The organism is Streptococcus oralis, assembly GCF_026782285.1.
Taxonomy (GTDB): Bacteria; Bacillota; Bacilli; order Lactobacillales; family Streptococcaceae; genus Streptococcus; species Streptococcus oralis_CG.
The window spans coordinates 535,576-548,928 of record NZ_JAKUWG010000007.1; the positions used below are offsets into that span (position 1 = coordinate 535,576).

Sequence of the window (13,353 nt, forward strand, 5' to 3'; positions counted from 1 at the left end):
CTTTGATTTATTTGGACAATGCTGCCACTACTCCAATGTCAGCAGTAGCTATTGCAGAAATGACCAAGGTCATGCAGGAAACCCATGGGAATCCTTCTAGTATTCATAGTCATGGTCGGCAGGCTGGTAAACTGCTCCGTGAAGCCCGTCAGGAGTTAGCCCATTTACTAGGAACCAAGCCACAACGAATCTTTTTCACATCTGGCGGAACAGAAAGTAATAATACCGCTATCATCGGCTATTGTCTCCGTCATCAAGAACGTGGAAAACACATCATCACGACAGCTATTGAACACCATTCTGTGCTTGAGACCATCGATTACCTGGTGCAACATTTTGGTTTTGAAGTGACAATCATCCAACCAGTAAATCAAGAAATCACTGCGCAGCAAATTCAAGAAGCGTTGCGTGACGATACCATCCTAGTTTCTACCATGTATGCCAATAATGAAACGGGCAGTCTCTTGCCAATAGCTGAGATTGGACGTGTTTTAAAAGAGCATCCTGTTGCTTATCATGTAGATGCTGTTCAAGCTATCGGGAAAATCCCTATCCATCCAGAAAAATTAGGAATTGATTTCCTCAGTGCTTCCGCCCACAAATTCCATGGACCAAAAGGAATCGGCTTTCTTTATGCTTCTTCCACGGACTTTGATTCCTATTTTCACGGTGGGGACCAAGAACAAAAGAAACGAGCTGGAACAGAAAACCTTGCTGCCATCGTCGGTATGGTTGCTGCCCTCAAAGAAGACTTGGATCATCAGGCTGAGCATTACCAAAAACTAGAGGGATTAAAAACTGTTTTTCTAGAAGAAATTGCAGGTCTCAACTACTATCTCAATGAAAGCAAACACCAACTTCCTTATGTTTTCAACATTGGCTTCCCTGGTCAAAAAAATGACTTACTCTTGCTTCGGTTAGACCTTGAAGGAATCTCAATCTCAACTGGTTCAGCCTGTACTGCTGGTGTTGTGCAGACTAGCCATGTCCTCGAAACTCTTTATGGGCCTGATTCGCATCGTTTAAAAGAGTCTGTCCGTATCAGTCTGTCCCCTCTTAATACTGATGAGGAACTGAAACAACTGGCACAAATCTTAAAAAATATTATTGGAGATTAACCTAATGGCATTCGAAAAAACCATTAAACTACAAAACTGCCGCTACGACTATACACTTAGTCCATCTGTAAAAAAGTTTACACTGAAAGACAATACTTTCTTTGAAACAAAGGTAGGAAACTATGAACTGACTCGTCTACTTGAAAAAGTTCCTAATAGTGGTGAAGGTTTCCTACTAAAAATTATCATCAACAAAGAGCTTACAGGTGTTAAAATTAATATCACTGACAAATCAGGTCTTCGTTTGGTCAATATCTTTAAATCTGAAGAACACCATATCCACCAAGAGAAATTCTACTTCCTCATGGACAGTCTTGTAGAACGCGGAATCTTCACAAAAGAAGAGAGATGATTGGCTATGTTTCGTTTGACTTATAAAGATAACTATCACGTAGAACGTACACTTGAATTTGCCGATTACGAAGAGCTTATGCTATCACTATCAGGCTGTGTTACCCTGCCCGACACTCTCCTAATCAGTTCCTTAACACGGAATGATAAAGTGATTTATCAAGGATTAGTTGGCGATCTCTACCGTTTTTTATCACAAACTAATTTTTCAGATTAAAACTAAGAATTCTCTTAGTTTTTTCTTGTTTTTGTTGATTTTTTCACAATGTTTCTATAAAATAGAAGAATAGAAAGGTTGTGATTTTGTGAAAGATAAACAGTCTGCTATTCCAAAAGCAACAGCAAAAAGACTCTCTCTTTACTATCGGATTTTCAAGAGATTTCATGCAGAAAAAATTGAACGTGCCAACTCTAAGCAAATTGCAGAGGCTATTGGTATCGATTCTGCAACTGTCCGCCGAGATTTTTCCTATTTTGGAGAACTAGGTCGTCGTGGGTTTGGTTATGATGTTAAAAAATTGATGAATTTTTTTGCTGACCTCCTAAATGATAACTCGATTACAAATGTTATGCTGGTTGGGATTGGAAATATGGGCCATGCCCTTCTCCACTACCGCTTCCATGAGCGTAATAAGATGAAAATTATCATGGCCTTTGACCTAGATGACCATCCAGAAGTTGGCACCCAGACATCTGATGGGATTCCAATCTATGGTATCTCACAGATTAAAGAAAAAATCAAAGAAGCAGATGTCAAAACTGCTATCCTAACAGTTCCAAGTGTTAAATCACAAGAAGTTGCCAATCTTTTGGTTGATGCAGGTATAAAAGGTATTCTCAGTTTTTCACCCGTCCACCTTCATCTTCCAAAAGATGTGGTCGTTCAGTATGTCGATTTGACAAGCGAACTACAAACTCTCCTCTATTTTATGCGTAAAGAGGATTAGAAAGCGAAAGCATTTATGAAAAAACCAGTTATTGGGATTACAGGAAATGAAAAAGCTCATCCAGATGATGATGTCATGATGAGCTATGCGGCAAAAGGCTTTGTTGAAGGAGTCAAGGACGCTGGCGGAATTCCCATCATCCTTCCGATTGGTGATCAAGAAATGGCAAGCCATTACGTCGCTATGATTGATAAACTAATCCTTACGGGTGGGCAAAATGTTGATCCAAAATTCTATGGTGAACCTAAAACCATTGACAGCGATGACTACCATCTTCAAAGAGACCAGTTTGAATTAGCCCTTATCAGAGAAGCCATCAAGCAGAAGAAACCAGTTTTCTCTGTTTGTCGGGGTACTCAGCTTTTCAATGTTGCTATGGGAGGTACGCTTCACCAAGATATCGAGGATCATTGGCAGGACTGTTCAGCCGAATACACGACCCAACGCCTCGTAACGGAGCCTGATACAATTCTCCGAGAAATCTATGGAGAAATCTCTCACATCAACTCCTTCCACCATCAGAGCATTAAAGATCTAGCTTCAAATCTTAAGGTTGTAGCACATGATCCTAAAGATGGAATCATTGAGGCTGTGACAACTACGGACGACTTCCCTTATCTTGGTGTCCAATGGCATCCAGAATTTCTATTTGAAAATCGCCCCAAAGATAAAACATTGTTTGACTATGTTGTTAACGAACTCTAAATCAAATCCGTCTTTTCACGGTAACTAAAGTAATCAGAGTGAGAGACAATCAGATGGTCCAAGAAAACAATTCCCATCAGTTCACAGGCTTCCTTGACTAGCTTAGTGACATGGTCGTCGTTTCGACTAGGAGATACTGCACCAGATGGATGATTGTGAACGAGAATCACTGAGGTAGCCATATGCTTGAGGGCATAGTGAAGAATTTCCCTCGGTTCAGCAATACTACGTGTTGCAGATCCGATAAAGATGGTCTGCTGATGAATGATTTGATTTTGAGTATTGAGATAGAGCGCCACTAGGTGCTCTTGTTTTTTGTCGCCAAGTTCCTGTTGCATTTTCTTGGCTAGCTTTTGACTGCTGAGAATACTTTCCATCTCAAGGGTTTCATGTTTGTGAATACGGTGTCCTAGTTCTATCATAGCTTGTAATTCAACGGCTTTAACACGTCCAATACCAGACAGACTCTGCAATTCCTGCAAGGTCATTTTTTTCAAATCGGTTAGACTAGTCAGACTATTCAAGACTTTCTGAGCGATTTCAAATACATTAGACTGACGTGTTCCCGTTCTTAGCAGAATGGCTAACAATTCTTGATTGCTCAGAGCCTCTACTCCTTCTCTAACTAGTCTTTCTCTCGGTAAGAGTGAATCTTCTTGGAATGAAATACTGTACATAAAAATCCTCCTCACTTTATTATTCGTGAGAAGGATGGAAAATTAGATTTTTTTCTCAATTGGGGCTACACTAGCTAGAAGTTTTTTCAGCCCTACTTCTGGGAAATTGATTTTTAGTTCCTGAGTATCACCACTACCTGAAACTTCCAGAACAGTTCCCTCACCCCACTTCTTATGGAGAGCAATATCTCCAATAGACCAGCTTGTATCAGTCGAATCTTTTTTATTTCCTGCTGCAAATTGTCCAAATGGAAGACCACTTGACTGGATAGAACTTGGTGCAGCATTGCGTTTCCGTTCTTGAAGAGCCTGAGCCAAACTCATTCCTTGACCGAAAGCAATCCCACCACTGCTATAAGATGCCTTGAAGCTGGTATTAGCTGGACGAGCCAAACCTTGATACTCAAGCAAGTCCGAACTAATTTCATTGATAAAACGGGTCGGACGATTGTAGTTGGTACGACCGAAAAGCAGGCGAGAGTTGGCATTGGTCAGATAGAGGATCTTTTCTGCGCGTGTGATACCTACATAGGCCAAACGGCGTTCCTCTTCTAGCTCATCTGGATCTTCAGCTGCGCGACTAAGCGGAAAGACATTTTCCTCCATCCCGATGATAAAGACAACTGGGAACTCGAGTCCCTTAGCTGCATGGAGGGTCATCAAGGTCACTTCTGACGTCTCCTGACTGCCTGAATCTGTGTCCGCAATCAAGGCAAGGTCATTCAAGAAACGACTTAGTTTATCTAAACCGGTTTCCTCTTCTTGACTATCAGGATTGTCATCAAAGTTCTTGGTAACAGAGAGAAATTCCTCGATATTTTCAACCCGAGCCTTGCTTTCCAAGGTTGCTTGGGCATTGAGAATATCGATATAACCTGTTTTTTCTAAAACAGCCTCAACTAACTCTGTAATGGTTAACTGGTCCAGTTGCTCGCGCAAATTCAGAATCATATTTGCGAAATCCCAGATCGACTGGGCTGTCTTTCCCTTGATGCCAGACAACATGATGTTGGCTGAAGCATCCAGCATAGACATCTCTTGCAGGTTAGCAAAGTCACGGATTTTCTCAACTGTTCCTGGGCCAATTCCACGTTTTGGTTCGTTAATAATGCGCTCAAAACTGATATTGTCACTCAGATTAGCGATGAGATTGAGGTAGGCGATAATGTCACGGATTTCCTTACGGCTGTAGAACTTGGTCCCACCAACCATAGTATAAGGAATATTGGACTTTAGGAGAGCCTCCTCAATAGTACGGGATTGCGCATTAGTTCGATAAAGAACTGCAAAATCCTTGTGGAGGAAGTTTTGACTGCGACCAAGTTCATCGATGGTTTTGGCTACAAAAACAGCCTCGTCCTGTTCGTCATTTGCACGATAGTAAATAATCTGCTCCCCATCGGCATTCTGGGTCCAGAGATTCTTGGGGCGGCGATTTTGATTGTTTTTGATGACGTCATTGGCAGCTTGGAGAATGGTTTTAGTTGAACGATAATTTTCTTCTAGCAAAACTACCTTGGCTTGAGGATAATCTTTCTCGAAGTCCAAGATATTCTGCATATCAGCCCCACGCCAACCGTAGATGGACTGGTCCGCATCCCCAACCACGCAGATGTTTTTAAAGCGTGAAGCTAAGAGTTTGACCAGTTGGTACTGGGCATGGTTGGTATCTTGGTACTCATCAACGTGAATGTACTGGAACTTCTGCTGATAGTAAGTCAAGACGTCAGGATTCTGATCAAAGAGGCGCAGGGTCAACATAATCAAATCATCAAAGTCAACCGATTCTGACTGACGAAGTTCTTTTTGATAGGCTGTGTAACACTGGGCCACAATTTGCGTGTACATATCACCAGCTTGAGCAGCATAAGCCACATCATCTATCAAATCATTCTTGGCATTGGAAATGGTTCCCAAAATGGTTCGTTCATTCCATTTTTTAGGATCCAAGTTTAACTGCTTGAGAATGCGCTTCATAAGGGTACGTTGTTCACCAGGATCTACAATAGTAAAATTACGATTGTAGCCAATGTGATCTGCATCACGACGCAAAATACGAACACACATGGAGTGAAAGGTCGCAATCAGACAGTCCTGAGTTGCTGGATTGAGCCCATAAGCACGCTCCTTCATCTCACGCGCAGCCTTATTGGTAAAGGTAATGGCCAAGATATTCCAAGGATTAACCATTTTTTCATCAATCAAGTAGGCGATTCTGTGAGTTAAAACACGAGTCTTCCCAGAACCAGCCCCCGCCATAATCAATAAGGGACCTTCGGTCGTTTGCACCGCCTCAGCTTGACGGTCATTCATTCCATTCAATAATGCGTTCATTTTCTCTTCCTTACTCTTGAAGTCAATGTTTCTATTATATCAGAAATCAGAGAAAATATCTTTACCTAGACTGGTTGCTTGTAGAAGAAAACTCTCTCATCAGCTGAAGACAAGGCCTCATATCTAGATAAGAAAAAGAGCTTGGATAGCATTTCCAAACTCTTTAAATATCATCTAAATATTAGAACAATCCTAGAACGGTTCCATCGCTTTCAACATCCATGTTGAGAGCTGCTGGTCGTTTTGGAAGTCCTGGCATGGTCATAACATCACCAGTTAGGGCAACGATAAAGCCAGCCCCTAATTTTGGTACCAATTCACGAATGGTAATTTCAAAGTTTTCTGGTGCTCCAAGTGCATTTGGATTGTCAGAAAAACTGTACTGAGTTTTAGCCATACAGATTGGCAATTTGTCCCATCCATTCTGAACAATCTGAGCGATTTGCGTTTGAGCTTTCTTCTCAAAGTTCACTTTGCTACCACGGTAGATTTCAGTGACAATCTTTTCAATCTTTTCTTGGACAGAAAGGTTATTGTCATAAAGACGTGTGTAGTTGGCTGGATTTTCAGAGATAGTCTTAACAAGTGTTTCGGCAAGCGCTACGCCACCTTCTGCACCATCAGCCCAGACACTAGCCAACTCAACTGGAACATCGATTGAGGCACAGAGTTCTTTCAAGGCTGCGATTTCAGCTTCTGTATCAGTTACAAATTCATTGATAGCTACGACTGCTGGAATACCGAACTTACGGATGTTCTCAACGTGACGTTTCAAGTTGGCAAAACCTGTGCGAACTGCTTCCACGTTCTCTTCTGTCAAAGCATCTTTAGCAACTCCACCATTCATCTTGAGGGCACGAAGGGTTGCAACGATGACTACCGCATCTGGAGAAGTTGGCAAGTTTGGTGTCTTGATATCAAGGAATTTCTCAGCGCCAAGATCCGCACCAAAACCAGCTTCAGTAACTGTATAGTCCGCCAAGCGAAGGGCTGTGCTTGTTGCCAAAACAGAGTTACATCCATGAGCAATATTGGCAAATGGGCCACCGTGTACAAAGGCGGGTGTACCGTAAATTGTCTGAACCAAGTTCGGCTTAATAGCATCCTTCAAAATCAAAGCCAAAGCACCTTCAACTTGTAAATCCCCTACAGAAACAGGCGTACGGTCATAGCGATAACCGATTACAATATTAGCCAAACGACGTTTCAAATCTTCAATATCAGTCGCCAAGCAAAGAATCGCCATGATTTCAGAAGCAACTGTAATGTCAAAACCGTCCTCGCGTGGAATACCGTTTAGAGGCCCACCAAGACCGACAGTCACATGGCGAAGAGCACGGTCATTCAAGTCCACAACACGTTTCCAAAGGATACGACGTTGGTCGATTCCCAGCTCATTTCCTTGGTGCAAGTGGTTGTCAATCAAGGCAGAAAGAGCATTGTTGGCAGTTGTAATAGCATGCATATCCCCAGTAAAGTGGAGGTTGATGTCCTCCATTGGCAACACTTGGGCATAACCACCACCGGCTGCACCACCCTTAATCCCCATTACTGGACCAAGAGACGGTTCGCGAATGGCAATCATGGTTTTCTTACCAATCTTGTTCAAGGCATCCGCAAGACCAATGGTAATGGTTGATTTCCCCTCACCTGCAGGCGTTGGGTTGATGGCAGTTACCAAGATTAATTTCCCAACTGGATTGCTCTCAACTGCACGAATTTTATCAAAGCTGAGCTTAGCCTTGTACTTTCCATACAATTCCAAATCATCGTAAGAAATACCCAGTTTCTCTACAACATCAACGATTGGCTTTAACTCAATACTCTGTGCGATTTCAATATCTGTTTTCATTCAAAACTCCTCTAACCTCTAATGTGATAATTCATTATAACACAAAACAAGATTTTTAACACTATTAAACCCTTAAAACGTTCGTGAATATCCTGGTTTTCAAGTTTTTTTTGGAATCCTTTGAAAAATTTTATATGGTTTTATAGTTTTAGACTATAGTAGACCTTCATTTTCACCAATAATTTATCGCTTTCATTTTACTTACTGTTTATTTTTGTGTACAATAGTTCTATGAAAATTTTAGTTACATCGGGCGGTACGAGTGAAGCTATCGACAGCGTCCGCTCTATCACTAACCATTCAACTGGTCGCTTAGGAAAAATCATCACAGAAACCTTGCTTGCTGCGGGACACGAAGTTTGTTTGATTACAACAAAACGAGCGGTGAAGCCAAAAACTCATCCCCATTTAACCATTCGAGAAATTAACAACACCAATGACCTTCTAGTGGAAATGCTAGAACATGTTAAGGATTATCAGGTTCTGATTCATTCAATGGCTGTGTCCGACTACACGCCTGTTTATATGACGGGGTTGGAGGAGGTGCAAGCTAGCTCCAATCTAAAAGAATTTTTAAGCAAGCATAATCATCAAGCTAAGATTTCTTCAACTGACGAGGTGCAGGTTTTATTTTTGAAAAAAACACCCAAAATCATCTCTCTAGTCAAGGAATGGAATCCTGCTATTCGTTTGATTGGTTTCAAACTGCTGGTTGATGTCTCTGAAGATTATCTCATTGAGATTGCTCGAAAGAGTCTTGTCAAGAACCAGGCTGACCTGATCATAGCAAATGACCTCACTCAAATTTCAGCAAATCAGCATCGGGCAATCTTTGTTGAGAAAGAGCAACTCCAAACCGTTCAAACCAAAGAAGAAATCGCAAAACTCCTCCTTGAAAAAATTCAAGCATACGATTCTTAGAAAGGAAAGCCATGGCAAATATTCTCGTCACAGTGACAGGTTCCATTGCCTCCTATAAATCAGCCGACCTGGTCAGTTCCTTGAAAAAACAAGGCCATGATGTCACTGTCCTAATGACTGAGGCAGCGAGAGAGTTTATCCAACCGCTGACACTACAGGTCCTCTCTCAAAATCCTGTCCATCTTGATGTCATGCAGGAACCCTATCCTGATCAAGTCAATCATATTGAAAGAGGTAAAGAAACCGACCTTTTTATCGTCGTCCCTGCTACTGCTAATACCATTGCCAAACTAGCACATGGTTTTGCGGATAACATGGTTACCAGTACAGCTCTTGCCCTACCAGACCACGTCAAAAAGTTAGTCGCACCAGCCATGAACACAAAGATGTATGACCATCCGGCAACTCAGGCTAATCTAAAAACATTAGAGACCTATGGTTATCAGATTATCTCTCCAAAGGAATCTCTACTAGCCTGTGGCGATTACGGAAAAGGCGCCCTAGCTGACCTGAATACTATTTTAGAAAGAATAAAGGAATCTCTCGATGAAAAAACGCTCTAACATTGCTCCAATTGCTATCTTTTTTGCGACCATGTTGGTCATTCACTTTCTGAGCTCTCTCTTATTTAATCTATTCCCATTTCCAATCAAACCAACCATCGTTCATATTCCAGTAATCATTGCAAGTATTATTTACGGCCCACGAGTTGGAGTTACACTTGGTTTTTTGATGGGGCTATTGAGCTTGACGGTCAACACGATTACAATCCTTCCAACCAGTTACCTATTTTCACCTTTTGTACCAAACGGAAACATCTATTCCGCAATGATCGCCATCCTACCTCGCATTTTGATTGGTCTGACTCCTTACCTAGTTTATAAATTATTGAAAAACAAAACGGGTCTCATCATTGCTGGTGCTCTCGGTTCACTTACAAATACAGTTTTTGTCCTTGGGGGAATCTTCTTCCTTTTCGGAAATGTCTTCGACGGCAATATCCAAAAACTCCTGGCAACTGTTATCTCTACAAATTCAATCGCTGAGCTTGTCATCTCTGCCGTTCTAACGGCAGCAATTGTCCCACGTCTCGAAACCTTGAAGAAATAAACATAATTCCACTTTCATCCTTGGAGGTGGAATTTTAGTTTTCACCAGTAAAGGTTCATCTTCTACTCATAAAAAGTTATTTACCAAGGAGTCATTAGTTTAAAATTTTGAAAATATATAAAAATCCTTTAAATCTACCACCTATACTTTTGAAAATTTTCAATAAAATCAAAATAAATTCTTGACATGCCTATCTATTTATTGTACTATACTTGTGTATATACAGATAAATGGAGGTTCTTATGGATATACGGAAAAAAACGCAGTTTATGACTATGACTGCACTACTCACAGCAATCGCGATTTTGATTCCGATCATTATGCCTTTTAAAATCGTCATCCCACCAGCTTCTTACACTTTGGGAAGCCATATCGCCATCTTTATCGCCATGTTCCTATCACCTTTGATGGCTGGTTTTGTTATCATCGCTTCTAGTCTCGGGTTCCTGATGGCAGGCTACCCTATGGTTATCGTTCTGCGCGCCTTTTCTCACATCGTTTTTGGTACTTTAGGAGCATTTTACTTAAAAAAATTCCCTGAAACCTTGGATAAACCAAAGGCATCTTGGATTTTTAACTTTGTTTTAGGTGTTGTTCATGCTATCGCTGAGGTACTAGCTTGTATCATCTTCTATGCTACTTCAGGGACAAATGTTGAAAATATGTTTTATGTTCTCTTTGTCCTAGTTGGTTTTGGCACAATCGTCCATAGTATGGTAGACTATACATTGGCGCTAGCTGTCTTTAAAGTGCTTCGAAAACGTCGCTAAAAGGAAAAGCTATGACAAAAGATCGCAAACAAGCTCTTCTCAAACTGTTAAAAGAGGCGCCAAAAGCTCTCAATGGTCAAACCTTGGCTGAACACTTTCATGTCACACGTCAGATCATTGTACAGGACATCGCCATTCTCCGAGCAGATGGGGCTCCTATCTTATCCACCAATCGTGGCTATATCTACAAAGAAAATGATGCCAGTCCCTACGTCCACAAACTCTTTAAAGTGAAACATGAACTGGAAGAAATCGGGCAGGAACTTTTGGCTATAGTAGATAATGGCGGACGCGTTCAAAATATCTTAATTGATCATCCCGTTTATGGCGAAATTGAAACCCTACTCAAACTCACCTGTCGCCGAGATGTCCAGCACTTTCTGGAGCAAGTCGAGAATTCTGACTTTAGACCACTTTCTGAATTGACAGACGGCATCCATTACCACCTTGTTGAAGCTGAGACACAACAAGACCTCCACTATATCGAGGAGGCCTTGGATCAGTTAGGTTATTTAGTAAAAGACTAGAATATTTCTTTCTCCCAGCCGTCCACTGTACGGTGGCGATAGAAGAACTCTGACTTGTCAGGTGCTTCCATCATTTCCATCAAGGGTAGCATATCATAGGCCAGATCCAAGTTTGGAATCTGGTCTTTTTGCACCCAAGATACTTCTCCTTCTTCTGAGGATTGGAGATTTCCAGTAAACTCTGTCGCCTTATAACAAACGACGATGTAGCGCTCACCTGTATCTAGTGGCCAATTTTTAATGCCGACAAGTTGAGGATTTTGGATAGTCAATCCTGTTTCTTCATAGATTTCACGAATGACAGACTCTGCGAAAGCCTCGCCATTCTCAACATGACCTCCTGGAAAAGCGTAGCCAGACCAGCGATTGTTTTCAGGAGAACGATATTGCATGACTACGCTCTGTGTTTCAAGGTCTTCGACAAGACAGATGTTTGTTAAAATCGTTAATTGGGAGCGGGACATAAATTTACTCACTTTCTAAGTTGTTATATAATTTTTTCAGACTTGATGTCAGATTTCATGATGAAGGGATTAATCAGTTCATGATAATAGTATACATCATGAAGCAAATATCCTTTTGTTATGACAATTTCTTGTTCCCTAACTTCATAATCAATAGTGATTGGAACAGGAGGATTTGGAATAAAAGCGAAAATGACAATTACAAATAACCAAATATAAAAACTACAAATCACACTGCGCACTCCTTCAAGGAAGCGATATTTCCCCTTTAAAAAGTAAATAAAAATATGCGAAATAGAGAGGATAATTGGAACAAAAAACCTTGTATTCCACGCTATGGGAATAAATTTCAGTCCAAATATCCCAAATAGAAGATCAAGAATTGCAAAGGATTTCAAAAAGCGAATAAATAGAGTAAAAATTAGAAGGAAGAGCCAAATATTCCAAATAATCGGAGTAAATGATAAACCAAATGACCATAATATGAAATGAGCGATAACAAATGCTATCAGTAAGGAATATAGGACAGTATAAATAAGCTTGTTAAAAGTACTTGAATTTTTCACTATTTATTTCTCCTTTAAATTCAAACTACTAACTAATGACTAATATCTATCACTTTTAAATTATCTCGTCTATTATTTTAACATAAATTGTTACATATAAAATTTTTAGTTAAAATTACTTCCATAATAGAGCATCTTATGGTTTTGAATCTTTAAAGAAACACTACTACCTGAACGATATCCTTTAGCACCATAGTAGTAAGAAACCTCATAAAAGGCATCTGGCAACTCGGCATTATCTATCCCATTTGAAATAAATCCTGTCAGTCCGCCTTCACTATCAAAATAATCTTTCTCACCCTCTTCTAAAACAATATCGCGATAGATGATGTATCCTTTAATCATTTCTTTTTCCAAGAATTCATCAATAGGGAGATCATACAAACCTTGAAAAGCTTTCCCTTCCTTACGATTCTTTTCAATGAGAGCATAATAGTCTTGAATATTTTCAGATTCAGTATCGACACTCCAGTAACTATTCACATATTCTAGATTTGGATTTTCATATTGCTTAAAAAAACTCTCTACCTTCTCTTTGTGAGAAATACTGACAGGATGCTGGTTAAGTAGTTTATGAGCCATGTCTGAAAATTCTTGTAACATGGTTTTCGTACTCCCATCATAGGCTAGTTCTTCATCAGTCTTTTGGGGATTGTATTTTGAGGACTTTGGACGATAAAACAAGGCATGACTCACAGTGACTCTACTTCCATCAACCTCTTCACTATAATCGTATTCAATTTTGTATTTTTCAGAAGTCCATTTATCTCTAGAAAACTTCGTAACCTTCATATCTCCTTTAAAACCATACAAATCAAGGGTTCTTCGTACTGCTGTCTCTACCTCCGCTTGATTTACTTCAGGAAAAATATCATAAGTTGTTGTAAAGATAAGGAATGCAAAACGTAGAATAAAGGGACAATATTTATAATACAGAAAATTAAAAGTAACCATTTTTTCATTACTAGATTCTCCTTATTAATAAAAGATTATAATTTCTTTGAAGCTTTA

General features: G+C 40.2%; 16 protein-coding genes. 10 read left to right on the top strand and 6 right to left on the bottom strand.

The window, feature by feature from the left end:
• The first annotated feature begins 2 nt into the window (after nucleotides 1-2).
• The 5 genes from MK403_RS07790 to MK403_RS07810 all read left to right on the top strand — a co-directional run bounded on the left by MK403_RS07790 (nucleotide 3) and on the right by MK403_RS07810 (nucleotide 3,121).
• Nucleotides 3-1,118, top strand: coding sequence for a cysteine desulfurase family protein (locus tag MK403_RS07790; protein ID WP_268709496.1), 1,116 nt, complete (start codon nucleotides 3-5; stop codon nucleotides 1,116-1,118).
• A gap of 4 nt (nucleotides 1,119-1,122) precedes the next feature.
• Nucleotides 1,123-1,470 carry a DUF1831 domain-containing protein gene (locus tag MK403_RS07795; RefSeq protein WP_000863520.1) on the top strand — a complete coding sequence of 116 codons (348 nt, stop codon included), beginning with the start codon at nucleotides 1,123-1,125 and terminating at the stop codon, nucleotides 1,468-1,470.
• Between the two features lie 6 nt (nucleotides 1,471-1,476).
• Nucleotides 1,477-1,686: a DUF4649 family protein gene (locus MK403_RS07800; RefSeq protein ID WP_125847658.1), complete on the top strand. Its 210-nt coding sequence runs from the start codon at nucleotides 1,477-1,479 to the stop codon at nucleotides 1,684-1,686.
• A gap of 88 nt (nucleotides 1,687-1,774) precedes the next feature.
• A complete protein-coding gene (locus MK403_RS07805; protein ID WP_268709497.1) occupies nucleotides 1,775-2,416 on the top strand; it encodes a redox-sensing transcriptional repressor Rex in 642 nt (213 codons plus the stop codon).
• Between the two features lie 15 nt (nucleotides 2,417-2,431).
• Nucleotides 2,432-3,121, top strand: a complete 690-nt coding sequence (locus MK403_RS07810) for a gamma-glutamyl-gamma-aminobutyrate hydrolase family protein (RefSeq protein WP_268709498.1) — start codon at nucleotides 2,432-2,434, stop codon at nucleotides 3,119-3,121.
• On the opposite strand, the gene radC is transcribed toward MK403_RS07810, so the two are convergent.
• The 3 genes from radC to MK403_RS07825 form a co-directional block, all read right to left on the bottom strand.
• Nucleotides 3,118-3,798 carry a RadC family protein gene (gene radC / locus MK403_RS07815; protein WP_268709499.1) on the bottom strand — a complete coding sequence of 227 codons (681 nt, stop codon included), beginning with the start codon at nucleotides 3,796-3,798 and terminating at the stop codon, nucleotides 3,118-3,120. The two genes, MK403_RS07810 and radC, sit on opposite strands and share 4 nt — an antisense overlap.
• Before the next feature lie 42 nt (nucleotides 3,799-3,840).
• A complete protein-coding gene (gene pcrA / locus MK403_RS07820) occupies nucleotides 3,841-6,132 on the bottom strand; it encodes a DNA helicase PcrA (protein WP_268709500.1) in 2,292 nt (763 codons plus the stop codon).
• Between the two features lie 181 nt (nucleotides 6,133-6,313).
• Entirely contained in the window at nucleotides 6,314-7,984 is a 1,671-nt protein-coding gene (locus MK403_RS07825; RefSeq protein WP_223326695.1) for a formate--tetrahydrofolate ligase, read from the bottom strand.
• A 231-nt stretch (nucleotides 7,985-8,215) separates the two neighbouring features.
• On the opposite strand from MK403_RS07825, the gene coaB reads away from it, so the two are divergent.
• The 5 genes from coaB to MK403_RS07850 all read left to right on the top strand — a co-directional run bounded on the left by coaB (nucleotide 8,216) and on the right by MK403_RS07850 (nucleotide 11,312).
• Nucleotides 8,216-8,905: a phosphopantothenate--cysteine ligase gene (gene coaB / locus MK403_RS07830; protein ID WP_268709501.1), complete on the top strand. Its 690-nt coding sequence runs from the start codon at nucleotides 8,216-8,218 to the stop codon at nucleotides 8,903-8,905.
• Between the two features lie 11 nt (nucleotides 8,906-8,916).
• Complete coding sequence (coaC, locus tag MK403_RS07835) at nucleotides 8,917-9,468, top strand: phosphopantothenoylcysteine decarboxylase (RefSeq protein WP_268709502.1); 552 nt, start codon at nucleotides 8,917-8,919, stop codon at nucleotides 9,466-9,468.
• Complete coding sequence (locus MK403_RS07840; RefSeq protein WP_268709503.1) at nucleotides 9,452-10,015, top strand: ECF transporter S component; 564 nt, start codon at nucleotides 9,452-9,454, stop codon at nucleotides 10,013-10,015. Before coaC ends, MK403_RS07840 begins: the two co-directional genes overlap by 17 nt.
• Nucleotides 10,016-10,257: 242 nt before the next feature.
• The gene (locus tag MK403_RS07845; RefSeq protein WP_268709504.1) at nucleotides 10,258-10,785 is read left to right on the top strand and encodes a hypothetical protein; all 528 of its coding nucleotides are present in this window, start codon (nucleotides 10,258-10,260) and stop codon (nucleotides 10,783-10,785) included.
• An 11-nt stretch (nucleotides 10,786-10,796) separates the two neighbouring features.
• On the top strand, nucleotides 10,797-11,312 hold the full coding sequence (locus MK403_RS07850; RefSeq protein WP_268709505.1) for a transcription repressor NadR: 516 nt from the start codon (nucleotides 10,797-10,799) through the stop codon (nucleotides 11,310-11,312).
• On the opposite strand, the gene MK403_RS07855 is transcribed toward MK403_RS07850, so the two are convergent.
• The 3 genes from MK403_RS07855 to MK403_RS07865 all read right to left on the bottom strand — a co-directional run bounded on the left by MK403_RS07855 (nucleotide 11,309) and on the right by MK403_RS07865 (nucleotide 13,296).
• Nucleotides 11,309-11,776: an 8-oxo-dGTP diphosphatase gene (locus MK403_RS07855; RefSeq protein WP_268709506.1), complete on the bottom strand. Its 468-nt coding sequence runs from the start codon at nucleotides 11,774-11,776 to the stop codon at nucleotides 11,309-11,311. The genes MK403_RS07850 and MK403_RS07855 overlap by 4 nt on opposite strands.
• A 23-nt stretch (nucleotides 11,777-11,799) precedes the next feature.
• Complete coding sequence (locus MK403_RS07860; protein ID WP_268709507.1) at nucleotides 11,800-12,342, bottom strand: hypothetical protein; 543 nt, start codon at nucleotides 12,340-12,342, stop codon at nucleotides 11,800-11,802.
• Between the two features lie 105 nt (nucleotides 12,343-12,447).
• Nucleotides 12,448-13,296 (bottom strand): hypothetical protein, encoded by an 849-nt coding sequence (locus MK403_RS07865; RefSeq protein WP_268709508.1) that lies wholly within the window; start codon nucleotides 13,294-13,296, stop codon nucleotides 12,448-12,450.
• Nucleotides 13,297-13,353: the final 57 nt, after the last annotated feature.

Coding starts and splice junctions, on each gene's coding strand:
- MK403_RS07850 (WP_268709505.1), top strand. CDS start 10,797: ATGACAAAAGATCGCAAACAAGCTCTTCTCAAACTGTTAAAAGAGGCG.
- MK403_RS07800 (WP_125847658.1), top strand. CDS start 1,477: ATGTTTCGTTTGACTTATAAAGATAACTATCACGTAGAACGTACACTT.
- MK403_RS07865 (WP_268709508.1), bottom strand. CDS start 13,296: ATGGTTACTTTTAATTTTCTGTATTATAAATATTGTCCCTTTATTCTA.
- MK403_RS07825 (WP_223326695.1), bottom strand. CDS start 7,984: ATGAAAACAGATATTGAAATCGCACAGAGTATTGAGTTAAAGCCAATC.
- MK403_RS07855 (WP_268709506.1), bottom strand. CDS start 11,776: ATGTCCCGCTCCCAATTAACGATTTTAACAAACATCTGTCTTGTCGAA.
- coaC (WP_268709502.1), top strand. CDS start 8,917: ATGGCAAATATTCTCGTCACAGTGACAGGTTCCATTGCCTCCTATAAA.
- MK403_RS07795 (WP_000863520.1), top strand. CDS start 1,123: ATGGCATTCGAAAAAACCATTAAACTACAAAACTGCCGCTACGACTAT.
- radC (WP_268709499.1), bottom strand. CDS start 3,798: ATGTACAGTATTTCATTCCAAGAAGATTCACTCTTACCGAGAGAAAGA.
- MK403_RS07810 (WP_268709498.1), top strand. CDS start 2,432: ATGAAAAAACCAGTTATTGGGATTACAGGAAATGAAAAAGCTCATCCA.
- MK403_RS07840 (WP_268709503.1), top strand. CDS start 9,452: ATGAAAAAACGCTCTAACATTGCTCCAATTGCTATCTTTTTTGCGACC.
- MK403_RS07845 (WP_268709504.1), top strand. CDS start 10,258: ATGGATATACGGAAAAAAACGCAGTTTATGACTATGACTGCACTACTC.
- pcrA (WP_268709500.1), bottom strand. CDS start 6,132: ATGAACGCATTATTGAATGGAATGAATGACCGTCAAGCTGAGGCGGTG.
- coaB (WP_268709501.1), top strand. CDS start 8,216: ATGAAAATTTTAGTTACATCGGGCGGTACGAGTGAAGCTATCGACAGC.